A 23,890-nucleotide genomic window follows, 5' to 3' on the forward strand; every position below is an offset into this window, starting at 1 on the left:
ACCAAACTTTTTCGGTATCCCGCAAATGAATAAAGAGTAGAGAAAAGAAAAAGGGGACTGTTTCCTCTTTTGAAATCCAACAAAAAACTAATGTTAATACTTTTATACCTTATGTAATGAAATCCCTATTACTTTATGCCCTTTCGTGGGTTTGAGTCATCTGTCATAATACATTTTATCTAAAGGCGTGCAACTTTTCCGGAATGAGGTGAATTTTTTCTTGAGAGGAAGTGTGTCCTATGAGAATCAAACTTCATATAGCGTGATTACTAAGAAACTTAATGAATGGTATATAGCAATAAAAAATAACTTTGATGAAAAAGCTGAGAGATTAAAAAAAGAGGTTGAATATTTAATAGGGAGCATTAATGGCAATTTGGAGTTTATTTATTACCACCAGCTTTTAGATTTTAGGCATGAATTGATGGTGAGTCATATTCAAGCAAAAAATGAAGATGATTTAAGAAATGCCTATGAATCATTAAAAGAGCATGAGGGACATTTAAATGGTATGTTGGACTACTATTATTTTTTCTTCATGGGTATGTATGATTTTAGGCAAAAAGAGTTAGTTGCGGCTATAAGTGCGTATAGGAGAGCTGAAAAATCCCTTGAATTTGTAGATGATGAAATTGAACATGCTGAATTTTATTACAAAATGGCAGAAGTTTATTACTATATGAAACAAACTTATTATTCTATTGATTATATTGAGCGAGCCATTTTGATTTACAATAAATATGAAACACATTTAGATAAGACAATTTATTGCAACTTTGTTATTGCTGGTAATTTAATTGATTTGTTGGATCATGAAAAGGCCATGTTGAAGTTTGAGGAATCACTGAATATTGCGCGAGATATTAATAGAAGTGATCTTATAGCTGTTTCGCATTTAAACATAGGTATTTGTTGTAATGCTGAGGGCTTGTACGAGAGAGCAGAAGAAAATTTATTAATTGCTCTAAGGTTTTTTGAGAAGGAGTATCACCCTTATCTTCTCAAAACGATATTTAATCTTTCACATGTGATGTGTAAAGCAGGCGATTTTAAGGCTGGGGACTCGTATTATGAAAAAGGGTTTAACCTCGCTCTGAAGACTGATAATTCGGAATATATAGCTAAATTTAATTTGTTGAGAGGTCTATATTTGAGTGAAGAGTGTTATGATTTAATAGATGAGGCTTTTGATTTTTTTGAATCACATGAAATGTTTGGAGATATTGATGAATTTGCTTTTGAAGTCGGTGAGGTGTTGTTGAAGAGAGGAGACATTGCTCGATCTTCGAAATATTATAAAAGAGTTGTCGCAGCTAGAAAAGAAATTCAAAAAGGAGAGTTGATCAGTGAAGCACAAATTGATAATCTTCTTGTCAGTCATCCTAATAGGGTGGGGTATTTTAGTGTATGATGGTTTCGTTTCTGGTAAATATTCAAATGACAGTTTACAACTAGCCGATAGGGTGGCTACCTGAACAAAAAAAGTAAGCCAAATAAAAAGGCTCACTTTGTACTTATTCTAACCAGTAAATTTTCATGGTTGGAGGGGATTCGCTATCTCTTGGGCTGTGCCAAATGATTTGATCTATAAAAGTCATTAATTCTTTATTCAAGTCGGTGTCATCTAATTCCCTCCAATTTTGAAGGAATGAATCAATTTTTTTGAGAAAGGACTGTTTGGACTTTACCTCGTCCTTCGGGCTGGATTCTGTTAAGCGGTTAAGTTCTAATTTAAGATTGAGAAGTTGGTTATTTCGTTCTTCTCTTCTGTTTCTAAATTGTTTTAGATCAATAAGCCCTTCCTCGAGCTGTATCTGGATAATTTCCAGTGCTTTTTCTATTTTCCTTATTTGTTCCTTGGTCCGTTTTATTTTAAATTCTTGCATTTCTATGTCGGGCTTATCATTTTTGAGATTCATAATCTCATCTGCTATTTGTTTTCTTTTTTCTCTAATGTTGTCAATTATAAGTTCCATCATTACGTCATACATTATCCCGCTGTTGTTACACTTTTTTCCGAGCGGGTCGACTTTTCGACATGATTGAATAACTCTTATTCCGCCTCTGTCGCTTCTTCGTGAAATAGTATGAGCTTTGCCACATATACCGCATTTTATTAAAGTGGATAATCCGTGCTTTTGCATTCTTGCTCTTGGACTCAAAAGTTTTCTGCTGTCTAAAGCTTTATTTGCTTTGTCCCAAGTATCTTCATCAATTATGATGGGTGAAGCGTTTTCAGCAATAATCCATTGGTCTTTGGGTCTTATTTTGCCGTGGTATTCATTTCTTCCTTTTAGACGATTAGAAACAATCCGACCTTTGTATATAGGTGAACGAATCATTCTCGTGATACTTTGGCCGTGAAAAAATTTTCCTCTATTGGTGCGATAACCAAGTTGATTTAGAGCGACAGCAATATTATCGGCTCCAATTCCACCTATGGCCATTTGGAATACCAATTTCACTGCTTCGGCTTTTTCTTCATCTATTTCTAACTTTCTTTCTAGCCGGTTATATATGTATCCGTAATTTGGTGTACCGTTCGACCATCTTCCCATTTTGGCGCTGTCTTTCTTTCCTTTTCTTAGCTGCGCTTTGATGTTTTCATATTCCCAGTTGTTAACGAATCCCGTAAATTTTAATGCTTGCCAGTCCTCTTGAACTTCTAAATCGTAAATCCTTTCACTATCAGTAACAAAAAGAATGTCTTCTTGTCGAAGTAAACTCATAAATTTAGGTGTTTCTGCGTCATCCCTTGTAACCCTAGCAAGGTTAACAGATAAAACGGCATCAAAAATTCCATCGTTAAGTTTATGAATCATTTTCTTATATTCGTCTCGGTTGTTATCCATTGAGCTTCCGACTTCTTGAAAAATTTCATAATTCCAATTGTTTTTCTTGGCAATGTCTAAAAGGCGCTTTCTGTGTTTTGCGAGTGTTTCTTCTGATTCTTCCCCTTCATTATTTCGAGATTTTCTGAGGTAAATTGCTACACGTTTGATTCTCTCTTTTAAATTCAATGGCATCACCTTTTGAGTAATAGAGTATATTGATAGAGTAGCATATTTTTATATGGGTAGCTATATGAACATGCCATCAATGACAAGTCGAATAGCCGATGCTGACCAGAACCGGCTTGTTTTCGCGTTTCGCTTTTTCGAATGCTTCTTCACCCCAAGGGAACCAGTCGACGGGGTTGTGGGCGTGTTGAAGTAAGTATGGTGACTTCTCATTGATTAATCTATTGGGTTTATCTTTAGAGGGCATGGGATCACCTTCTTTCGCTTATGGTAATTTCTTTGTTTTAACTTACCACACTTCAATAAAAAAATACTTGTAAAATAATCGGATTTTTCAATAAATGATTTGATTATACGTTCATTCGAACGTAACGCCTCATTCTGAGGCGAGTTAGTGAAGGACCCTCTCAAAAAATATTGTATTGAGAGGGTTTCATCTTGAAAGTTTACAGAGATTGTTATCAATACTATAAGATTCTTCTTCAACTGGACATCGGGGAGAAAAGGACCTTTTGCAGCATCATGAATTAAAATGTTTTGTATTTGTGAAAGTCAATTTTCCATGAAGTATCCAGCCCGTAAGTGCAAAACGTTTACCCTTTCTATTTGATTCAGGCGTTGTTCGAGCAAGTGTAATCCTGCTACCGGTACGGTGCCTTTTTCTTTATCTGCTCCCCAACTGCTGAGAGAAACAACATTCTTAACTTTTGTTTGTGCCAGAGCAGGGATTAATGCATTGATAATGCGAGTCTGGTAAGCACGAAAATCAGTGCTCGTCACAATGTAATTAGGCTGAAGCATCACGTAGACAGCTTTCGCGCCGGTAAAAGCCTTCATTAGTCTTGTTGTATCTCCTGGTTCAGAGACAAACGGTTCAGCTCCTTTACGCACAAACGGCTGTAAGCGTTCCGGGTTTCTGCCAATTACTCTGATCGGCTTTCCTTTGTCTAATAAATAGTTTGCAACTGCACAGGCTGTTCGTCCAGTTGCCCCTGTAATCACGTACATAGCCTGCACCTCCGTTGTTTTGATACTATCATAAGAACTATGGTATAAAATAACAAGTAGGCACTTTTGTGACATGCAGTATCCATTTTGATACTAATCTGGGGAGGGAAGCAAGTGCCGGTGAAATACAAGGATAACGAGTATAGATGTTCAATAGAATTGACATTGAAGCTGATAGGGGGTAAATGGAAAGTACTCATCTTGTGGTATTTAGGCGAAAAAAATATGCGCTTTGGCGAATTAAAAAGAGCTTTACCGCAAATTACGCAAAAAATATTAACAAAGCAGCTGAGGGAATTGGAAGAGGACGGTATAGTCAATCGATTTGTTCATCATCAAGTACCGCCTAAGGTAGAATACTCTCTTTCTGAAATGGGCAAAAGCCTTTTGCTGATTTTAAGCACTTTGTCTGAGTGGGGGGCTTTCTATGCGGAGCAGGCTGAATCTAATTATTAATCCCGCAAAAGAAATAGAGCCTCTAAGAGACTCTATTTCTATATTAATAAAAATTTCCAGAATAAGAATAACGATTGAGGTTCTCTTACAAAACTACAAGACTGTGGTTTATTTACTGAAAAAACGTAATACACGTTCATTTACATATTGAGGCTGTTCCATTGATAAAACGTGGCCTGCCTGTTTTATGATTTCCGCTTCAATACCAGGAACGAATGTTGAGGCGCGATGTAAGGCTGATTGAGGGTCATAGATGACTTCATGTTCACCCAGCAATAATAGAATAGGGACTTTTACTGATTTTAATTCGTCATCGGTGAAAACATACGGAAATCCGTCGGCGTTAGGCTTTGGCTGTCTTAATCCATCCTGCCACATTACGCCTGCATGAAACTGCTCTGCAAAAACCGGGTGTAACACATTACGGTCCGCCATCATCCACTTTAAGAAACTCTCTACTCCATCAGGCTCTGTGAGACTAATAGCGTATTGATAGAAATCGTGATGAAACGGCAAAAATGTTTCCGCTGGACTAAGGATAGCTGCGCTTTCTACCCTCTCCGGCGCACGTAAAATGAAATTCATGTTATGAAGGCCGCCAAGCGAAAGTCCAACCATATGCGACTTCTCGATCGCCAGAGCGTCAAACACATCAAGAAGCCAATCGGCGTACTCCGCTCTCGTACTGCATGAGTCTGCAGGGATGCTTTTGTTTTTATCACCTATGATATCGATTGCATATGTTCGGTATTTGCTGCTCCAATCCGCGATATTGGGATACCACATAGTGGAGCTGAATAATGCGCCATGAAGTAATACAAGCGGCGGGGCATCCTCGGGCCCGCTTGCAATAATATGCGTTTGGCCGAAACGGGTAGATACGTAAAAAGCATTGAAGTGAACGGGCCAAAGACCAAGGCTTTCATCATAAGCTTGAAAATAGCGAATGCCGCTGTCGCTTAGTTTTGGAATAATAGGTGAATGGTTAGTCATAAAATTTTTCCTCCCAATCCTGCTTAAAATGTCGTTTTAAAGAAGTTTTGTGTGTATAACAGATTATAATAATAATATAATACAGATTTAATAATTAGTCAAAAAACCTATAAAACACGGTTTCTTTTATTATAACAGTATTGGAATTTTGGTGTAACAGATTTGGCGTGCATTCCATTACCTTGTTTATTTTGAATAATATAGATATAAGCATTTCCCGTTGATTCGATGCGGAAAATATCCGGATGATTCGATAGTTTATTTATAATAATCGATTGCTTTTTGATTATTTCAAATTGACATATTGTATACGTTTGTATACAATAAGCGTCAAATATACAAAGTAAGGTGATGAATCATGAAACATAAGGAATTTAAGAGAGAAGGGAACCATCGGGGCGGGCGTCATAAAGGGAAAGGCGAGCTGGAGCACCGCGGGCCGAAAACGTTCCGCCGCGGGCGGGCGATTGCTTTTTTGGACATGATGAATCTGAAGCGCTCAACCATTAAGCAGCAGCTGGAACAGCCGGAGTTTCAATCGATTCAGCCGATTTTAGTCGGTGAATTAAAAGCTATTGATATGGTCATCAATGAATTTAGTCAATTATTTGAAATACACGAAAGTGAAATGACGGAAAACAATGAGGAAACGCTTGAAAGTCATCATGAGAAGGGGGATGAACCGGAATGAAACAGGTGAATCGTTATATTGATGCCGTGTTTACTCGTGATGACGCTCTTTTGGAGGGAGTTCTATCGTCTATTCAAGAGAACGGGATGCCTTCGATCTCGGTGTCTCCCTCCGCCGGAAAGCTCCTGACGATGCTTGTATCGATTTCCGGAGCCAGGCGCGTTTTGGAAATCGGCGCACTTGGAGGCTATAGCGGGATTTGTCTTGCAAGAGGCTTTGGCGAAGAAGGAACACTGACGTCTCTTGAATTAAAAGAAAGCTACGCCGAGCTGGCACACAGCAATCTCTCTAAAGCGGGATTCGGCAACCAGGTATCGTATATGACAGGACCGGCTTTGGAAAGCCTTGAAACATTAGCCGGCAATCAAAAGCGATTCGATTTTTTCTTTATCGATGCAGACAAAGGAAATTATGAACATTACCTGGCGTATTGCATCAAATTGGCGGAACCGGGCGCTTTAATCGTTGCCGATAACGTACTTGCAGGCGGAAGTGTAGCAGGTCAGGGGACTGAACCGAGACGATATACGAAATTGATGAAGGACTTCAATGAAACTGTCGCTAATCATCCTCAATTAGAATCCATTTTGATTCCGATCGGCGATGGGATGACCGTTTCAAGAGTGAAAACAGAACCGGTTTGCGACTGAGTTTGATTACTGTAATCTTGTTAAAGAGCAAATAATGGTGCTAAAACTGTATTTTAATAGAAGATTAAACTATCCAATCATATAGGAGTGGTCTTCCAGTAAGAAAATTGGTAGGACGTATAGCAAATGCTCAAAGCACAATCTTTTTTTCACTTCGCTTCTTCTCTTGAAGGATACCGCCAATAAGATCGTGGGTGTGTTAAGTATATCTTCGATAGGGTTGCTGTTGTCGCTGTATTATTATTTTTGGTCTGGGATTTAAAGGTCTTTGAACCCCATATTATTGGGGGGATTTTGAAGTACACAGTTTGTGTGAATAGAATAATTTCTATGTTGAGAAGACATGTTGAAAGGTAAGTTATGGGAAATACAGGTTTGCAATTTCATGTTTATTTTAAACATAAAACTAAATAAAATGTTTGATTTTCGGAAAGGCGAAATACAAAAAAGTGGGGGGAATATTATGAACTTACTTTTAAAACAAAATAATAAAGCATATTGCAGTAGTCGCTTCGAGAATCATCGTTTTAGCACTACTTAGTTTGAAAGATTTTTATTCGATTGAGGAATTAATAAATACCATATGGGCTCCAACTTTAATACAGTAGAGTAGCTAGTATAGGAATAAAAATAACGTTAAATTTGTTTGCTGGGATTACTTAAAATGTACAGGATAGAGGTTTTAATATGACGGCTTCTTTTAAAGGTTTTTTTAAGGACGTAAACCTAAAATGTTCTCGATGTGGAAAAGAAATAAATGAAAATGATGAGATGACTGTAGCTATTAGAATGCCGAATAAAAGGCGGATGCCTGTCGGTCCTTTAGATAGAGTGTTATCCAAATTTGCTCACGAAATTTTGTGTAACAAGTGTAAATAGGAAGATTTAATAGTTGTCGCAAGTCGGAAAATAAAAGAACATCATCTGGCTAGTTACTGATTGGGTGACTAGTTTTTTTAATGCCCGAAATGCCGCCACAATCTAAAATCGGAATATGGATAAATTCAGTTCATAAAATGTTGAAGGGGACATGCCCTTAACAAATTGACAAAAGGTGCTTTTGTAGTAAAATTCAACTATTCATAAACGAAAGGAACCGCCGGGTTTGAATGCGGGGACAAATTTTAAATAAGAAGGTGTTGAGGTGGCGGGGTATTCTGATCATACGGTTGAGAGTTACATAGATTCTCCGGATCAATTAAAGAGATTGTACAAAAGAGTATTAATCATCGTGAGTCTGTCGCAGATTTTCGGCGGTGCGGGGCTGGCTGCCGGGATTACGGTAGGCGCCCTTTTAGCAAAGCAAATGCTTGGGACGGATGCGTTTTCAGGAGTCCCTTCTGCCTTATTTACTTTAGGATCAGCAGGAGCTGCTTTCGTCGTCGGAAGGATTTCTCAGCGTTACGGGCGCCGTACGGGTTTAACTGCCGGCTTTATGGTCGGCGGGATCGGCGCAATCGGGGTCGTTGTTGCGGCTGTGACCAACAGCATCATATTGTTGTTCGTTTCCCTGCTTATTTACGGAGCAGGCACAGCGACTAACTTGCAGGCGCGGTATGCCGGCACTGACTTGGCTGATAAAAAGCAGCGGGCTAAAGCGATCAGCGTCACAATGGTGATGACAACATTTGGAGCAGTTGCGGGTCCCAATTTGGTGGATGTCATGGGGGAATTTGCTTCGATCATCGGCGTTCCATCACTTGCGGGACCGTTTATTTTATCGGCGGCAGCTTTTATTCTGGCAGGGCTTGTGCTTTATATTTTGCTTCGGCCGGATCCGTTGGAGATTGCTAAAAAAATTGAAACGTATAGACAAGAAAATAAATTAGCAGACGAATCGAAGTCTGTCGGTGCTTCGGACGATCAAAAGGGGATTACAATTGGTGCCGTTGTTATGGTCCTTACTCAAATTGTGATGGTTGCGATTATGACCATGACGCCCGTTCATATGCAACACCACGGACACAGCTTAGGAGATGTCGGGATCGTGATAGGTTTTCATATCGGTTCAATGTATCTTCCGTCACTTGTCACAGGGGTTCTTGTTGATAAAATTGGCCGGACAGCCATGAGCATCGCCTCAGGAGTGACCTTGCTGCTCGCCGGTGCAGTGGCGGCGCTGGCTCCCAGTGATTCGCTCGTTTTATTGATCGTTGCCCTTTCGCTGCTGGGATTGGGATGGAACTTTGGATTAATCAGCGGAACTGCTCAAATTATCGATTCGACTGAGCCTTCAACACGTGCGAAAGTGCAAGGAACGCTTGATGTTTTGATCGCATTGGCGGGAGCTTCCGGTGGGGCTCTTTCCGGAATGGTTGTCGCTCATTCAAGCTATGCCGCATTATCTTTGGCGGGAGGGCTGTTATCCTTGGCTCTGATTCCAGCCGTCATTTGGTCGCGAAGAAAAACAGACACTCAAAAAGGGTAGGAAAAGGCCTCATCTATACGGGGCCTATCGGACAGAGCCGCCGACCTTTCTTAATTTAAAAACGATGAAATCGGGGCACCTGAGATCTTCTTCAAATGAAGGGTACTTTTTCAGCATCTCTTTTGACGGTCTTGGTTCCTCGATCGCTTCTAATTGGAAGCCGGTTTTGATGATCGTATTGATATAGCTTGTCAGCGTTCTGTGAAAAAGAAACATTTTCTCCTCACCGCCCAACGGCTGCTCATATGCGCCTTCGTAAAAATACCGATCAACGTTCCAATGGAGCTTTTGCCCGTCTTTGGTTCTCTCCCATCCGCTTTCCGGGGTGACGAAACAAGGGTGTAAAATTGAAAAAATAAAGCATCCTCCGTCTTTTAATAACCTGTGCATTTCTTGAAATGCTTTTTCATCATTTGCGAGGTCTTGGATGACCATATTCGATATGATGATATCAAAGCTTTGATCATCTAAAAAATGCAAGTTTTCACAATTGCCGTGCTGATAATGAATGTGTAATTCGTCAGGCGTTCTTTCCTTGGCGATCTCGAGCATTCTTGGCGAGTAGTCAACAGCCGTTACAACGGCTTCTCGGGCGGCCAGCATTCTGCTTAAATATCCTTCTCCGCACCCGGCATCCAGCACTTTTTGATTCTTCACCGTTTCAATGAGAGAAAAGATGACGGGGTTCAAAAAGACTTCTTTATGTATATCGCCTTGTTCAGTATGGCTGGCGGCATAGCTATCTGCAAACCGGTTCCATCTTTGAATCGCTTCTTCAGTACCGGCGTTTTTTCTCATATTACTTCCTCCTTTTGACATGATCATAACACAATTCACATTTCATTTTAGCCAAGTGAAAGACATTCCTGTTGACAAATCAGCCTATATGTAATTATGATAGTTACATCAAGTGTAACGAAATTTGTTACAGATCAGATTAAAACATTCAGGAGGAATTCGAATATGAAAATGCTAGTAACGGGGGCAACCGGAAAATTAGGATCGAAAATTGTGGAAAAACTGCTGGAAACTGTACCGGCGGACCAGCTGGCGGTCAGCGTGCGCAATCCGGAAAAAGCGGAAGCGCTGCGGGCGCGCGGAGTCGATGTGCGCAAAGGGGATTTTGACCGCCCGGAAACATTGGAATCCGCATTTCGAGGCATTGACCGTCTGCTGATCATCTCTGCGGATGGAGACAATGAGACGAGAATCCGGCAGCACGGCAATGCGGTAGCTGCCGCAGAACGCGCGGGAGTTCGGTTTATCGCTTATACGAGCATTGCGAATGCCCGCGAAAGCAAAAACTTCCTTGCGCCGACTCACAAAGCAACTGAAGAAGCGATTTTGAAAACGGGGATTCCATACTCCTTCTTGCGCAATAACTGGTACTTGGAAAATGAAATGTCGAGTATTCAAGGTGTTTTGGCGGGAGCCCCTTGGGTGACATCAGCAGAGAATGGCAAGGTGGGCTGGGCGCTGCAGCAGGATTACGCGGATGCAGCGGCAGCGGTTCTGTCCGGCGAAGGCCACGAAAACACCGTTTACGAACTTTCAGGCGAATTATTAACCCAGGAAGAAATCGCTTCAGCCCTTGGAGAAGTATTGGGCAAAGAAGTTCCCGTTCAGCATGTTGACGATGCTGCCTATCGCGATATCATGAAAAATGCGGGTGTGCCGGATTTTCTGATTCCGATGGTTGTCGAAATCCAAAAAGGCATTCGTGAAGGCACACTTGAAGTCGAAAGCGATGATTTTGAAAAAGTGCTCGGCCGTCCGGTCACTCCAATTAAAGAAGGATTGGCCCAAATCGTTGCAAAAGTCTCAGAAGAGAAATAATGATCAATAGCATTCGAAAGAGTGATGAACAAAGTTACAGTGTTCATCACTCTTTTTTTAAAGATAGATAACTAAAAAACTCACCACAATCACCGCGCATACTTTATAGCCCAAGTTCCTTTTATTAAATAAGTAAAATATCGACTGGATTCCAGAGCTAATGATGAGGGCATAAAAAAAGTGATCAAATGTAAAGTGAAATCCGCGAAATATAAATTGCATGAAAAGGGCGATACCGGTCAGGTAAAACCAGCCGTGATCATCTAACATTTTTTTTAATTCGGATTTAGCTTCATTAGTGGAAGATATAGAAACAGATTCAGTCGACAGCTCCCTTTTTAAAGATAAAAAGCCGGCTGCGAGAACCGAGACCCCTAAAATAAATAGAATAATTGCTTCGAACATCGAATACCTCCTTTTCTATTATCAAATAAAAATCTGTCGGAGCAAAACCGGAAAGGGGACGGCCATTTTTGATTAACAATCTTCACAAATATGCACCTGACCGTTATTTGATTTTCCTTTGCTGTATTACACTTATGACCACAAGCATGACAGTGCCGAGTAAGGCAATCGGAAGAAACCATCCGCCAAATCCGCTTCCCCAGTCTAAAGCGATTGACACGGATTCAATTAATATGAGAGAAAAAATAATTAAGCATGCATTTTTTAAGCGGTTGATCAACTTTCGACTAAGCAGATAGAAGTGTTCGGCGTTTGTTTCATTCAGGCGCTTTGGATGGTTGTGAATCTCAGGGTGCTTTTCTAAGAACTGCATGAACAGAAGGATAAGTAATCCGATTCCCGGCAAAATGAAAAGTTCCCATTTTGACCCCCAGCGATCCACTTCACCGAGTGCGTTGTAGTGTGCGGGCACTTTTTCGGGGAGCGATCCCCAGACAGTGACCAAAAAGATGATCGATCCTAGGTAAAAGAAATAGCCAAATGCGTTCCAAACCCGTTCCCCTTTTGTTTTTTCAATTTTGATCTTAGAACCGTCGGCTCTGTTTGGCATATGTAACCCCTCCTTAGTTTTAAATACGATTTGACCTATGAAAAAGTTCGGGATTTTCGCCTGCTGGAATTGGGTATATTTGCGGTGAGTCCGGGCAATGTTAAGGGAATGTAAATCGTCAGCCGGCAATGTTAAGTTATTGTAAATTTTCGATTTGAATCGTTTACATAGGCTTTAATCTCCATCATAATCATAGTGTTTGGTTTGTAGATTTATGTCGAATTGGGGGGCAAGACTTTGGAAATAGATGTGCAGAAATTGCTTTTTGAATTCATTGGAGGTCTCGGGATCTTTCTTCTCGGTATTAAGTTTATGGGAGAAGGACTCCAAAAATCAGCTGGAGATAAGCTGAGAGACATTTTAGATCGTTTTACAAGCAACCCTCTAATGGGTGTTTTGGCTGGTATAATTGTCACGGTTTTAATTCAAAGCAGTTCCGGCACGACCGTTATCACTGTCGGTCTCGTCAGCGCCGGCTTTATGACCCTCCGCCAGGCGATCGGCGTCATTATGGGTGCGAACATCGGAACGACGGTCACGGCATTTATTATCGGCTTTGACGTTGGTGCATATGCGCTTCCGATCATCGCCATTGGTTCATTTTTACTGTTTTTCTTAAAGAGTAAAAAATTTCAGAACCTCGGACAAATTCTGTTTGGATTTGGTGCGCTTTTCTATGGTTTGGAATTAATGAGCAGCGGAATGAAGCCGCTCCGGACGGTTGAAGCTTTTCATGATTTAACAGTCAGCATGAGTGCGAACCCTGTTCTCGGTGTGCTTGTCGGCACGCTTTTCACAGTTCTCGTCCAAAGTTCAAGTGCAACCATCGGGATCCTGCAAGGGCTGTTTGCTGATTCATTAATAGATCTAAATGGCGCGCTGCCTGTATTATTCGGAGACAATATCGGTACGACAATTACCGCTGTACTGGCATCTCTTGGCGCCTCCGTTGCAGCCAGACGGGCTGCGGCCGTTCACGTATTGTTTAACCTGATTGGAACGGCAATCTTCCTGATTTTGCTGAAGCCGTTCACAGCTTTGATTTTAATGCTTCAATCCTCTATAGGACTGGACCCTAAGATGGTGATTGCGTTTGCCCACGGGATCTTTAATACGTCGAATACGCTGATTCAGCTTCCGTTTGTCGGCATATTGGCTTTGATTGTTACGAAGCTTATTCCGGGCAAAGATTCGGTTGTGGACTATAAAGCAACACATCTTGATCCGCTGTTCATTCAGCAATCTCCTTCAATCGCGCTGGGACAGGCGAAAGAAGAAGTATTGCGTATGGGTGAATTTGCGGTAAAGGGACTTGAGGAAACAAAAGAGTTTTTTAATACAAAACAGGCAAAACATGCGCAAAGCGCTTTTCAAATAGAAGATGCGATTAACAATTTGGACAGGAAAATAACCGATTACTTGATCGAGCTGTCAGCCACTACGCTTTCTGAACAAGAATCTGAAGAACATCATATGTTAATGGACACAGTCAGAGACATTGAAAGAATCGGCGATCACTTTGAAAACTTGGTTGAGCTTGGTGAGTACCAGCAATCCAACAGGGTAAAAATCTCCGAAGCTGCAATGGCGGACTTAACAGAAATGCTTGACCTGACCATTTCCACCGTTAAGGAGTCCATCACAGCTCTTGGGGAAAATAACGAAGATGCCGCAAGACGTGTAGTCGAAAAAGAAAATCAAATCGATAAAATGGAACGCAAGCTTCGCAAAAAGCACATTCTTCGCTTAAACGACGGATTATGCAGCGGACAAGCCGGCGTGATCTTCGTCGATATCACCAGCAACCTGGAAAGGATCGGCGACCATGCCGTCAATATTGCAGAAGCTGTTTTAGGCGAAGAAAAGCATTAAAATCCGGGAGTCATTCCCGGTTTTTTTGTTTTGTAGGTCTTTTTTATCGCGTCGTGACATATTTACTAAATTGTGTGTGAAAAGGAAGAACATTCTTCTTCTGGAGGCCTAAATCAAGTATAATAGTTTTATTCTTTAGGAGGTATTAAGATGCAGAAACACAGAAGAAGAAACACAACGGCCTTTACGGTTATGTCATATTTCACATTTTTTGCGGGGGTCTTTTTGTTCGGTATCGGCCTTTACAATGCGGACAACCTGCAGCTCAATGAAAAAGGCTATTACATAGCGGTGATGATTTTAGTGGCGGTCGGCGCGATTTTGACGCAGAAAGTGACAAGAGACAACGCCGAAGACAATGAAATCATTGCGGAGCAGGAGAGAAGACAGAATTTGTCTAGCGGTGAGTAAGCAGAAAAAAGGCATCTTTAAGGATGCCTTTTTGTTATGTTCAGAAAGAGCGGTTTGAAGTATCCAAGTTTTTCTGGACGTTTTTATAGTTTTGTTTTAAAACAAAATTAATCATGCTTACGATTCGGGCATTTTCTGATCTTTTGGCGAAGTGCTTAATCTGTTGTAAAACACCTTTTCGGGCCATGACGAAAAACCTGATTAGCGTGAAGGTGGATAGCAAAAACAAAACGGCCAGCAGGTAAAGGAGAATGCCGGGTGTATGGATATATGGTATTGTATCGGAAGCGACAGTTGTTAAAAATGCAGCAATCAGACTGCTGGTAAAAGCCCATTTAATAAAATAAATTAATGTAAAAGTTGGATTCGAAAAATAAACTCTCAGTCTGCTTAAAAGGGAAACATCCTGTTTGGCAAGATAAGCGAGCAGCTCTTCATCATTTTCACTGCCGTAGGACATAACAATATCAGCGGCTTCTTTCGTTTTGTGCAGCATTTGTTTATCTTTTTTCATATCAATTGCCTCGCTTTGTTTGGATCAATTTCTGTATTCAGTCATGTTTTAGTGTGTTTTGGTATTTTTGTTCCAAAACAAAATCAATCATCCTATTTATTTTTGCGAATCCGGATTTATGCTCGAAATGCTGGGGAAGCTGAACAGGTTTTCTTCCCCATTTGAGTATCTGAAAATAAAACCAAAGGGCACAGCCAATCGTAAACAGAATGAATAATAGAGGTATAATCGGCAGACTGGGAAAGAAATCTTTTGTCTTGATTAAGAACAGAACATTTAATATCATGGCAGACACGCTGCAGGATAAGCCGATTTTCATAAACAAACTGGACGGGAATCCGGGATCAGAGCAGTAGACTTTCAATTGGTTAAGAGAAAGAGAATCTTGGTTTGAAAGAAAATGCAGAAGTTTGTCGTCACTTTTAAAAAGCTTAATCGTATCCATCATATTTTGTGCTTTTTGGAATGCTTCTTTGTCTTTTTTCATATGATCATCCCCTCACAAGTGTTGCTGCAAGCAGCAATTGTGCTTCTTTCTATAGAGCTTTACGAACAAAAAAATCTCCTAATCGGAGATATGATGTACCTTGTATTTTAGTTTAAATGTTATTGCAGTAAAAAGTCCAGTTGAGTATTGGTTGTTAGTGAAATATTATGACTGTAGAAGAGCATCGAATCGTGCCTTTATTTTATCTCAACAGCCCCAAGCTTCCTGTCAGCCGCGTAATTTTCTTCTTATCGCCGCAAACGCCGATTCCAAAATAGCGGTAATCGGAAGCTGCGGTGCTTTGAAATGTCTCAATATATGCTTCATATGTATGAATGCCTTGCGCGACATCGGTGAAATCGACCGTCAGAATATCGTTGAATTCGTCGGTCAATAGCTTTTGTCTTAATTGATGAAGCAGCTCGGCATTGCCTTTTAAAATGGGGATTGGAAGTTTGACGATACCCAAATGGTCGATTCCCGAGCCGTCCGTTACATTTTCTCCGAGCAGGCCGGGTTTGTTTTTGCCGAGTGCCGCCCCCAGGATTGCAGCTGTATTGGCGATTAGCCCGAGCGGCAGGCTTTCATCGATGATCAATGTGCATTTTGTCTCTTCTATCAAATTTGTTCCTCCTTCAGCTGCGGTTTTGGTTTTGTTTCAGAAATATAAAGCCCGGCCAATGTTAGCGCTCCTCCGCAAAAAGCAACCCATGTCAATTTTTCTTGCAGAATGACGACCGATGCCGCAATGGTGATGACGGGTACCATATAGATATAAGCGCTCGTTTTTACCGCCCCAAGCACACCGACCGACCAGTTCCATGTCACAAAGCAAAGCGCAGATGCACCTGCGCCTAAGAACAGGATGTTCAACCAATTGACGGGGGAGGCAAAAGGGCTTGCGTCGAAGCGGAAATCAAACAGGAACAAAGCCGGAACCATGAATAGCAAGCCGTACAGAAAGATCCGCTGTGTGCATTGGATTGTATGGTAACCGAATGTGCTGATTTTTTTCATTAAAATGGCATATGCCGCCCAGACGAATGCGGAGGCAGCTGCAAGAATGTCGCCGAGCGGATTCAACTTGAGCATCATTTGTCCGTTAAAGAAAATGAGCGCAAGTCCTGTAAAAGCGGCGGCGAATCCAATGAAGAAGCGGGGCTCCAGCTTTTCGCCCGAAAGGAAAAAATGCGCCAATACCGCGGTGATCATCGGAATAACCGCGACGATCATGCCGGCGTTTGAGGCATAGGTAAGAGTAAGTGCGATGTTTTCCAACAGAAAATAAAGCGTCACCCCGCATAAACCTGCTCCCGCAAACAGCGCTTCCTGTCTCCAGCTCCGGAATGTCGGCACATGCGGATGCACCATGATCAGCACAATCAACCCGATGAGAAACCGGTAAAACAATATATCTACGGGCGCAAAATCCTCAAGCAGCACCTTTGTCGAGACAAAAGTGGTACCCCAGATGATGATCGTGATGACAGCTGCGAGGTGTCCGGCGGTTTCGCGTCTTGTCTTCATCCTTTGATCTCCTGCCTGTCATATTCAAAGATTTTCATATATTGTTTCGGCGTCAGCCCGACCTGCCGCTTGAAAAATTTCGTCATATGGCTTTGATCGCTGAAGCCTGTTTGGAAAGCGGCATCGATTGGTTTTACGCCTTCTTCCAACAGCTTTTTCGCATGATTGATACGGACGGTTTCCAAGTAGCTGTAGGGGGAAATTCCTTTCTGCTTCGTAAACGACCGCAGGAGGTGATACTTGCTCCAGCCTGTCAGCTTGCTTAAATGTTCAAGCGTAATGTTCTCCTGGTAATGGGATTCCAAATAACCGCACACCGCTTTGACTTCGTCGGACGGTTCAGGTGCATTTTCGAGAAACGTGACATCAGAATACGTACGAATCAACTCTTCGAGAAGGTTGAGAAAAAGCTCCTCCTTTTTCAGGGCTTTTTCTTTTTGCAAAATTTGAATGTGAAGCTCCTTCAAGCTCGCGTTTAGCTCATGACGGAACAAGACATTCTCCGTGAAATATGGGAGGCTGTCGGTCCCGGTGATCTCCTTCACACATCTTCTCATAACGTCAGGCATCACATTTATGCAGCGATAATCGAGCGCTTTTCCGTCAATCTGCTCGCAACTGTGCGTGTCATAAGGATTGAAAAGCACGAGATCGCCCTGATTAATGATGTATTCTTCTCCCTTGCAAAGCAAATAGCGCTGCCCCTTCTCAATAAAACCAATCACAAAATACTCGTGAAAGTGATTTGGAAACTTCTGCATAATGCCTTTAAAACGGTAGGCTTCAACATTCAGATCAGGGTCGAGGAAAAGCGTGCGGGTTTCATTTCGCATAGCGGGCCTCCTTGGTGTGATGATGTTCAAGTTTATCATGTTTTTGGGAGATTTCTTGTATGATGTTGCTTAGGAAGAATTTCTACAAATTCACTTGTACAACAAAACAGCTACTATGAGATAATTAAATGATGAGTTACATTTTATAGAAATTAATAAATGAGGTGTGAAATTGGCTATTCCAGACTTTCAAGCATTTATGTATCCATTTCTTATTTTATTAAAGGATAAAAAAGAACATTCTTTACAAGAAGCATACAGTTTCCTAGCAGAGCATTTTCAATTGACAGACGAGGAAAAAGAGGAAAGACTACCAAGCGGGAAACAGCTTGTCTATCATAATCGGATCGGGTGGGCGAGAACATACTTAAGCAAAGCAGGTTTACTGCGTATCGTCAGAAGAGCAACTTTTGTTATCACTGAAAGTGGGCAGGAATTGATTAATGATCCATCAATCAATAAGTTGTCAAAGAATGATTTATTGAAGTATAAAGGCATACAGACTTTTCTAAATCAAAAGAGTGAAGGAGAAGTTTTTTCCGAGAAAGAGGTCGAAAATGAATTAACTCCGCAAGAGCAAATAGATAAAAGCTATGAAGTTATTCAGCAGCAAATTAAAGAAGAATTATTAGATAAAGTGAAGAGTTGTACGCCTGAATTTTTTGAGCGTTTGGTTGTTGAGTTGTTGGTAGCTATGGGCTACGGAGGTTCTATTCAAGATGCGGGAAAAGCGATCGGCCGCAGTGGAGACGGTGGAATTGATGGAATTATTAAGGAAGATATATTAGGTTTAGACATGCTTTATGTACAAGCGAAACGCTGGGAAGGAAATGTGGGGCGTCCGGAGATTCAAAAATTCGCCGGGAGTTTAGAAGGACATCGAGCAAAAAAAGGGGTTTTCATTACTACTTCTGAGTATACGATAAGTGCGAAAGAATACATAAATCAAATAGAGAAGAAAATTATTCTAATAAACGGTAAAGAGTTAGCTGAATATATGCTGAAATATGGAATTGGGGTTTCTGAAGTAACGACATACACAATAAAAAAAATTGACCTTGATTACTTTGATGAATAAATATAAGAGTCCTCTTTAGACATACGTATTGGAAAACCGAAACATGGTAAAAAAACTGCCTTGCCATTTAGACGAAAAAATAAAGGGCATGCTTCCAGCCGCCCTTTTCTCACTTCAGCACATCATCAAGCAGCTTCCACATCAGCTCCCGTCGGTTTCCTGCGCCGGTCTTCAAAAAAATCGATTTTAAGTGGTCTTGAACGGTGTAAACCGATATATGCAATTCGTCTCCGATGGCTTTTGTTGATAGTCCGCGGATGACCCGGTAAGCGATGTCTTTTTCCCGGTCGGACAGGCTGTAGGCTTCTGCTATCAGCGGAATGGTTTCTGCGGGTGAAGCAGGCTCGAATGAAACGGCGATCTGGCCTGACGGGCCAAAGCCGTCTAAACGGCTCGCTTTAATGGATAGGGCGGAATAGCCTGGAATCGAGATGATCGTTTTTGCCGGGGCAGCAGTTTTAGCCGCTGCGCGCGTACAGACGGCCCGGACGGGTCTCGGCACGGCTTCGCTGCCGATTCTTTCCCAGCCGCGTAAGATGTTCAGCCAATGGAGGGCTGCTCGGTTGCATGACAAGGGCTGCAGATCTTCCGACAAAATCAGAATGCCTCCGACATGTTTCATGTGAAACACGTCTTTTTTTGGCAGATGGTGTCTGAATTGCTGAAGATGCCGGCCGATAAGCGGTGCGAGAGAAGCGAGCAGGCTCTTATCCTTTTCTGTAAACAGCGGCTGTCCACTTTCCCTCAACAGTGTGAGGTATCCCCAGCATTCCCCCTTGCTGAGCAGAACGGCGCGCAATTCATCTCCAAAGCCTGCCGGCTCCAGAAAATTGCGGTAGCGTTTGCTTTGCCGGAGGTCTCCTTTGACCGTTTCGCTTAATATAGCCGCTGTCTGCCGTGTCTGAATTAAGGCTACGAATCGATTCGCATCCTCATCCGCGTACTCAAGCTCGAATAATTGTGGATGGATTGCTTCAATTTGATCGTCTGTGACGGCTCCGATGGACAGCAGGGTCTTGGGGTCAACAGTCGGCCTGGCTCCGGGGCTTACCAACTTACTTGCGCAGAAAGCTGCCCAGGCTCTCGATGAGACGAGCTGCATTGATATTGCGATCATGCTCGGTTTAGGAGACAGCCACGGAAAAGCGGCGATCGAGTGGACAGTTGACCATCTGAATATGGTATATGATGTGAAAGTAAATGGACGCTTGATGGAAGTCAGCAGTTTTACAGACGGCCGGCGGACAAACTTTGGCGGGCGATTGGGGCGCAGGACAGCGTACCGGTTTCCTTTTTCCGACCAGGTGACATTGCCAGGCACATTAGCCGTCCCTTCTGTTTCTACCCGGCTTTGCTTTGATTCAAGGCCTGCCACAGCGCTGATTGCTGCCATGCAAAAAATCGGCGCAGTCAAGCTCTTAAACAATAAGGTAATTCGAGATCTGGCGGTCCGTATGCTGGGGGCGCTCAACATCGGATCGGCGCAATACGCGGTAAAGGTGGATGCTGAAGGATTAAAAAACGGCCGGAGCGCCGGGACGGGCATCGCGCTACTCGGCGAAAATGAATCATTCATTACCGCACAGACAGCCGCTGCAGCCGCTTCCGCTTTGTATACCGGAAGCTTTCCGCACGGAATATATCACTTGGAACAGCTGTTTGAGCTTGAATGGGAAGGAAGAGAGACCTGCTTAAAGCAGAAAGAAACCGGCGAGCGGTTTGTGATATCGTTTGACATCTTGTTAGAAAGTGAGATGATAAATATTAGAAAATAATAGAAGGAGTGGGGAAATATGCAGCCTGAAGATATTGTCAGAAGCGGGCCGAACCAATACGTTTGCAGAGAGGGGATCGCGAAAGAACTGCCGTCATTTGCGAATGCATTCGAACGCCCCGTCATCATTACGGGGATCAAATCGTTTAAAGCTTTTACACGTTATACAACACTTCCAGCCGATTGGAAAGTTGTTCAGCATACGGGCTGCAGTTCCTTAAGTAAGATTAAAAAAACAGCAGAGGAAGCAGAATCGGCAGACGTCATCATTGGAATAGGCGGGGGAACCGTCTTAGATGCGGCGAAGGCAGCCGCCGATTTGTTGAACATTGAAGTCATGACGATTCCGACGATCCCTGGAACATGCGCGGCAAGCACGCCGTTAAGCGTCATCTATGATGATGAAGGCAACTTTTCGGGCGTCCAATATCATAAGCGCTCCAGCTATTTGACGCTGGTCGATCCGCTGCTGCTCCTCTCTTCACCGATCGCTTATGTGAAAAGCGGAATCGGCGATACGCTTGCGAAATGGTATGAGGCCGAAGCGATCATCAGAAATACGGAAGATTCGCTTTCCATCATGGTTCAGACAGGGCTGAGGCAGTCTGTCTATATTCGGGATATTTTGTTGACAGAAAGCCTGAAAGCCATAGAAAGCCTAGAAAAAGGCGAATCCTCCTCATCTTTCACAAATGTCCTCGAAGCGGTCATTGCGCTGGCTGGCACAGTAGGCGGATATGCGGGCCGCTACGGCAGAATGGCCGGGGCCCATGCAATCCACAACGGCTTAACGTTCATCCCCGAAACCCACCGTGTGTTGCACGGCCAAAAGGTAGCCTACGGGATACTGGTGCAGCTTGCTTTAGAAGGGCGGACAGGTGAAATCGCCGAACTGATTCCCTTTTATGAAGGGCTCGGTTTTCCGAGAAGACTTAGTGATTTAGGCATTTTTGAAAACGTTGAAGCGGCCAAACGGATCATCGCAGCCCATGCCGCGCGTCCGGATGAATCTTTATGTTTGATGGGATCTTTTCATGAAGCCGATGTGATTGCGGCGATAGAGTCGCTCGAATAAACCCGGGTTTATACGCCTTTGAAACCAAAGAATTGTGAACGGTACACAGACGATGACCGTTTATAAACCGATTCCCGCGCTCGCCAAAAAAGGCGCTGAAATGGCTGTTCAAGTGGCGAAAGGCGAAGCGATTCAAACCGATACAACCGTCGAAAACGGCAAAGCCAAAGTACCGGCGATTTTACTTGAGCCGTATGCCGTTACGAAAGGCAATATCAATGAGACTGTGATCAAAGACGGCCATCTGTCCAAAAAAGATATTGATAAATAAAACGAAGTCAGCCATCCGTTACAGGATGGCTGACTTTGTTAAATTTCCACTTTCACATCGGCGCTTTTCTTCAGTTTTTCGACCTGCTGTCCGAGTTTTTCCTGTCTTTTTTGCTGTTTGAGCATGTCTTGAATTTGCTTCTTGACATCGTTAAACGCAGGTGTGTTTTTCTGTCCGCTGTCTTTTTGCTGCGCGGCAAATTGATCATAGTAATCTTTGATTTCTTTGTCTGTGACCTGATCTGCCGGCAGTTCTTTATCAATATATTTTTCCGTTTTGATACTGTTGGCAATGTCACTTTTCAGCGTGTTCATGTTTAAGCCGGCTTTTTTGACCGCTTCCTCAAAATCCTGATCGTTTTTATACTGCTTTTTGCTTTCGTCCAGCTGTTTTTCAATTTCTTTCTCAGATGCTTTGTAGCCTTTTTTGTCTGCTTCCTGGGTAATTAAAGCCTGTCCGATCAGGCTGTCGATCGCCTGCTTTTTGATTTGCTGTGCCGCATTTTTTGAAGTCGGATCCTGTCCTGTTTGCTGATACTGCATTTGTGCGGTTGATAATACGCTGTTATAGTCTTTGCCTGTGATCTTTTCATCGTTTACGACAGCCACGGTTTTTGTTTCATCCACTTTTTGCTGATCAAGCTTTTTCTGCATGGCTTTCATTTGCTTTTCTTGATCCTGCTGCCCGCTTTGGGCTGTTTTCGCTTGATCTTTTGTCTGGGATTGCTGATCATCATGATTTGAAGCGCAGGCGCCCAACACGACAGCCAATAATCCAATCATGAGAGATGATATGCCTTTTTTCATAATATATCTCCTTTCTTCAAACAGAAGTGAATCTTAAAATTACCTTTAGTGGGCATTCTAAACGATCGTCTCTGAAAAAGAAACCATTTGGAATCAATTTTCCAAAATGTAATCGAATTGAAAGGAGATCGTAATGTGATGGCCGAGTTCCGGTTTACTTGATATACTTCGGATCAAAGCCGTAGACTTCGAAGTCCTTCGCAAAAATGTCCTGCACCAATTCTTTTGTTTCGTCATTGTAAAAGCTCTCAAAAGTCGGTAACACCCAGTCGAAGGATGACATGGTCAAAACGGTGTCCGCGAACTTTCCTTTTTTAAGCATAGTATCGGAGAGATGGTGCGGTGATTTTGACAGCTGTGATACCGGAGATTTTAATAATTTGTATTTGTTTTCAACCTCTCTGATTTGCGCGCTGAATTGTTCGAGGTAAATATAATTGGCGACAAACTCTTCTTCTCCTTCGATATACTGGGGACCAAGGTGACGGTCAATGGCGTTAATATCCGGCCCGAGATCTTTTAGATGATGCAAGAATTGGTTGAAAGACAGCCCTGTGTTCATGTCACTGTTGAACAGATAGATAAAATTCGGGGAGCAAATCGCCGCCAGAAAGGAACTGACTGCTCTCCGGAAAGGGTTGCGTACAAGCTTGTAAGTGTCCTTTTTCCCCTCTCTTAAATCTGCCAGAAGATCCTTCACATAATTCGGCTGCTGCGTATAGATCGTATTTCTGTAGTGATGAACTTCCCCGGCGCATCTTCGATCGACATCTTCAAGCAGTCCGTTTTGGAAAAAGAACCAGCGATTCAGCGTTGTGCAGCCGCTTTTTGGAATCCAGAACAGAATGATTGGAAAATCCTTCGCAAAAAGAGGGGTATAAAGGTGAATCAAGCGTTTCAGTCTCTCATTTTCAAACATGCAGAACACATCCACTTCTCTTTTGGTTAAGGACCCGCCTTTGGCAGCGGTTGCCTTTATAAACAAACTATGCCGCTGGCAATGAATTGATAGGGTGATAATATGAAAATTTTTCAAAATGATATGAATATGTTTCAGTGAAAAATCCTTATTAATCCATATTTATAAAAATAAGTAATGATTTAAAGCTATCTTATGATACTAGAGTGAGCCTGTACAGTTCATA

At 42.3% G+C, this 23,890-nt stretch carries 26 protein-coding genes and 1 pseudogene; 12 read left to right on the forward strand and 15 right to left on the reverse strand.

Annotation, left to right across the window (positions count from 1 at the left end; genetic code table 11):
• Nucleotides 1–220: 220 nt before the first annotated feature.
• Entirely contained in the window at nucleotides 221–1,411 is a 1,191-nt protein-coding gene (locus tag MKX80_RS01335; RefSeq protein WP_268308647.1) for a tetratricopeptide repeat protein, read from the forward strand.
• Between the two features lie 103 nt (nucleotides 1,412–1,514).
• On the opposite strand, the gene MKX80_RS01340 is transcribed toward MKX80_RS01335, so the two are convergent.
• The 3 genes from MKX80_RS01340 to MKX80_RS01350 all read right to left on the reverse strand — a co-directional run bounded on the left by MKX80_RS01340 (nucleotide 1,515) and on the right by MKX80_RS01350 (nucleotide 4,028).
• Nucleotides 1,515–3,020 (reverse strand): recombinase family protein, encoded by a 1,506-nt coding sequence (locus MKX80_RS01340; protein WP_339227787.1) that lies wholly within the window; start codon nucleotides 3,018–3,020, stop codon nucleotides 1,515–1,517.
• A gap of 76 nt (nucleotides 3,021–3,096) precedes the next feature.
• The gene (locus MKX80_RS01345; protein ID WP_268332663.1) at nucleotides 3,097–3,267 is read right to left on the reverse strand and encodes a DUF255 domain-containing protein; all 171 of its coding nucleotides are present in this window, start codon (nucleotides 3,265–3,267) and stop codon (nucleotides 3,097–3,099) included.
• Between the two features lie 305 nt (nucleotides 3,268–3,572).
• The gene (locus MKX80_RS01350; RefSeq protein ID WP_268342548.1) at nucleotides 3,573–4,028 is read right to left on the reverse strand and encodes an NAD(P)H-binding protein; all 456 of its coding nucleotides are present in this window, start codon (nucleotides 4,026–4,028) and stop codon (nucleotides 3,573–3,575) included.
• 114 nt (nucleotides 4,029–4,142) lie between these two features.
• On the opposite strand from MKX80_RS01350, the gene MKX80_RS01355 reads away from it, so the two are divergent.
• On the forward strand, nucleotides 4,143–4,484 hold the full coding sequence (locus tag MKX80_RS01355; protein WP_326232548.1) for a helix-turn-helix domain-containing protein: 342 nt from the start codon (nucleotides 4,143–4,145) through the stop codon (nucleotides 4,482–4,484).
• Nucleotides 4,485–4,592: 108 nt separating this feature from the next.
• Here MKX80_RS01355 and MKX80_RS01360 read toward each other — a convergent pair whose 3' ends face one another.
• Complete coding sequence (locus MKX80_RS01360) at nucleotides 4,593–5,477, reverse strand: alpha/beta hydrolase (protein ID WP_154999360.1); 885 nt, start codon at nucleotides 5,475–5,477, stop codon at nucleotides 4,593–4,595.
• 358 nt (nucleotides 5,478–5,835) lie between these two features.
• Here MKX80_RS01360 and MKX80_RS01365 point away from each other — a divergent pair, with 358 nt between their 5' ends.
• The 3 genes from MKX80_RS01365 to MKX80_RS01375 all read left to right on the forward strand — a co-directional run bounded on the left by MKX80_RS01365 (nucleotide 5,836) and on the right by MKX80_RS01375 (nucleotide 9,246).
• Nucleotides 5,836–6,168: a hypothetical protein gene (locus MKX80_RS01365; protein WP_268293124.1), complete on the forward strand. Its 333-nt coding sequence runs from the start codon at nucleotides 5,836–5,838 to the stop codon at nucleotides 6,166–6,168.
• Nucleotides 6,165–6,818: an O-methyltransferase gene (locus MKX80_RS01370; RefSeq protein WP_268342549.1), complete on the forward strand. Its 654-nt coding sequence runs from the start codon at nucleotides 6,165–6,167 to the stop codon at nucleotides 6,816–6,818. Before MKX80_RS01365 ends, MKX80_RS01370 begins: the two co-directional genes overlap by 4 nt.
• A gap of 1,144 nt (nucleotides 6,819–7,962) precedes the next feature.
• On the forward strand, nucleotides 7,963–9,246 hold the full coding sequence (locus MKX80_RS01375) for an MFS transporter (protein WP_268315795.1): 1,284 nt from the start codon (nucleotides 7,963–7,965) through the stop codon (nucleotides 9,244–9,246).
• Nucleotides 9,247–9,270: 24 nt separating this feature from the next.
• Here MKX80_RS01375 and MKX80_RS01380 read toward each other — a convergent pair whose 3' ends face one another.
• Nucleotides 9,271–10,044: a class I SAM-dependent methyltransferase gene (locus tag MKX80_RS01380; protein ID WP_268324771.1), complete on the reverse strand. Its 774-nt coding sequence runs from the start codon at nucleotides 10,042–10,044 to the stop codon at nucleotides 9,271–9,273.
• 165 nt (nucleotides 10,045–10,209) lie between these two features.
• Here MKX80_RS01380 and MKX80_RS01385 point away from each other — a divergent pair, with 165 nt between their 5' ends.
• The gene (locus MKX80_RS01385; RefSeq protein WP_268342550.1) at nucleotides 10,210–11,082 is read left to right on the forward strand and encodes an SDR family oxidoreductase; all 873 of its coding nucleotides are present in this window, start codon (nucleotides 10,210–10,212) and stop codon (nucleotides 11,080–11,082) included.
• Nucleotides 11,083–11,139: 57 nt separating this feature from the next.
• On the opposite strand, the gene MKX80_RS01390 is transcribed toward MKX80_RS01385, so the two are convergent.
• Nucleotides 11,140–11,487, reverse strand: coding sequence for a hypothetical protein (locus MKX80_RS01390; protein WP_154999367.1), 348 nt, complete (start codon nucleotides 11,485–11,487; stop codon nucleotides 11,140–11,142).
• 103 nt (nucleotides 11,488–11,590) lie between these two features.
• Nucleotides 11,591–12,097, reverse strand: coding sequence for a DUF1648 domain-containing protein (locus MKX80_RS01395; protein ID WP_268316691.1), 507 nt, complete (start codon nucleotides 12,095–12,097; stop codon nucleotides 11,591–11,593).
• 237 nt (nucleotides 12,098–12,334) lie between these two features.
• Here MKX80_RS01395 and MKX80_RS01400 point away from each other — a divergent pair, with 237 nt between their 5' ends.
• Together MKX80_RS01400 and MKX80_RS01405 are read left to right on the forward strand one after the other, a co-directional pair.
• On the forward strand, nucleotides 12,335–13,969 hold the full coding sequence (locus tag MKX80_RS01400) for a Na/Pi cotransporter family protein (RefSeq protein ID WP_154999369.1): 1,635 nt from the start codon (nucleotides 12,335–12,337) through the stop codon (nucleotides 13,967–13,969).
• Between the two features lie 150 nt (nucleotides 13,970–14,119).
• On the forward strand, nucleotides 14,120–14,380 hold the full coding sequence (locus MKX80_RS01405; RefSeq protein WP_020449960.1) for a YiaA/YiaB family inner membrane protein: 261 nt from the start codon (nucleotides 14,120–14,122) through the stop codon (nucleotides 14,378–14,380).
• Between the two features lie 40 nt (nucleotides 14,381–14,420).
• Here the strand turns inward: MKX80_RS01405 and MKX80_RS01410 are convergent, their stop codons facing one another.
• From MKX80_RS01410 to MKX80_RS01430, 5 genes are all read right to left on the reverse strand, one after another.
• Nucleotides 14,421–14,894: a hypothetical protein gene (locus MKX80_RS01410; RefSeq protein WP_268342551.1), complete on the reverse strand. Its 474-nt coding sequence runs from the start codon at nucleotides 14,892–14,894 to the stop codon at nucleotides 14,421–14,423.
• A 37-nt stretch (nucleotides 14,895–14,931) separates the two neighbouring features.
• On the reverse strand, nucleotides 14,932–15,381 hold the full coding sequence (locus tag MKX80_RS01415) for a hypothetical protein (protein ID WP_154999371.1): 450 nt from the start codon (nucleotides 15,379–15,381) through the stop codon (nucleotides 14,932–14,934).
• 202 nt (nucleotides 15,382–15,583) lie between these two features.
• The gene (locus MKX80_RS01420; protein ID WP_216930618.1) at nucleotides 15,584–16,003 is read right to left on the reverse strand and encodes a DUF2000 domain-containing protein; all 420 of its coding nucleotides are present in this window, start codon (nucleotides 16,001–16,003) and stop codon (nucleotides 15,584–15,586) included.
• Entirely contained in the window at nucleotides 16,000–16,908 is a 909-nt protein-coding gene (locus tag MKX80_RS01425) for a DMT family transporter (RefSeq protein ID WP_216930620.1), read from the reverse strand. Before MKX80_RS01425 ends, MKX80_RS01420 begins: the two co-directional genes overlap by 4 nt.
• A complete protein-coding gene (locus tag MKX80_RS01430) occupies nucleotides 16,905–17,741 on the reverse strand; it encodes an AraC family transcriptional regulator (RefSeq protein ID WP_268342552.1) in 837 nt (278 codons plus the stop codon). The genes MKX80_RS01425 and MKX80_RS01430 overlap by 4 nt, the downstream gene beginning before the upstream one ends.
• 166 nt (nucleotides 17,742–17,907) lie before the next feature.
• Here MKX80_RS01430 and MKX80_RS01435 point away from each other — a divergent pair, with 166 nt between their 5' ends.
• Entirely contained in the window at nucleotides 17,908–18,819 is a 912-nt protein-coding gene (locus MKX80_RS01435) for a restriction endonuclease (RefSeq protein ID WP_326077442.1), read from the forward strand.
• 109 nt (nucleotides 18,820–18,928) lie between these two features.
• Here the strand turns inward: MKX80_RS01435 and MKX80_RS01440 are convergent, their stop codons facing one another.
• On the reverse strand, nucleotides 18,929–19,873 hold the full coding sequence (locus MKX80_RS01440; RefSeq protein WP_268342553.1) for a LuxR C-terminal-related transcriptional regulator: 945 nt from the start codon (nucleotides 19,871–19,873) through the stop codon (nucleotides 18,929–18,931).
• Between MKX80_RS01440 and MKX80_RS01445 the strand changes: the two genes are divergently transcribed.
• The 3 genes and pseudogenes from MKX80_RS01445 to MKX80_RS01455 form a co-directional block, all read left to right on the forward strand.
• Nucleotides 19,836–20,594 (forward strand): hypothetical protein, encoded by a 759-nt coding sequence (locus MKX80_RS01445; protein WP_216930627.1) that lies wholly within the window; start codon nucleotides 19,836–19,838, stop codon nucleotides 20,592–20,594. The genes MKX80_RS01440 and MKX80_RS01445 overlap by 38 nt on opposite strands.
• Before the next feature lie 18 nt (nucleotides 20,595–20,612).
• Entirely contained in the window at nucleotides 20,613–21,668 is a 1,056-nt protein-coding gene (locus MKX80_RS01450) for an iron-containing alcohol dehydrogenase family protein (RefSeq protein ID WP_216930629.1), read from the forward strand.
• A 25-nt stretch (nucleotides 21,669–21,693) separates the two neighbouring features.
• A pseudogene (locus tag MKX80_RS01455) lies at nucleotides 21,694–21,939 on the forward strand (ATPase); the annotation flags it as partial.
• A gap of 38 nt (nucleotides 21,940–21,977) precedes the next feature.
• On the opposite strand, the gene MKX80_RS01460 reads toward MKX80_RS01455, so the two are convergent.
• Entirely contained in the window at nucleotides 21,978–22,745 is a 768-nt protein-coding gene (locus MKX80_RS01460) for a SurA N-terminal domain-containing protein (RefSeq protein ID WP_216930631.1), read from the reverse strand.
• A gap of 154 nt (nucleotides 22,746–22,899) precedes the next feature.
• Nucleotides 22,900–23,664 carry a sulfotransferase family 2 domain-containing protein gene (locus MKX80_RS01465; protein ID WP_268316684.1) on the reverse strand — a complete coding sequence of 255 codons (765 nt, stop codon included), beginning with the start codon at nucleotides 23,662–23,664 and terminating at the stop codon, nucleotides 22,900–22,902.
• Nucleotides 23,665–23,890 lie beyond the last annotated feature (226 nt).

The organism is Bacillus sp. FSL K6-0972, from assembly GCF_037976035.1.
Lineage (GTDB): Bacteria > Bacillota > Bacilli > Bacillales > Bacillaceae > Bacillus > Bacillus haynesii.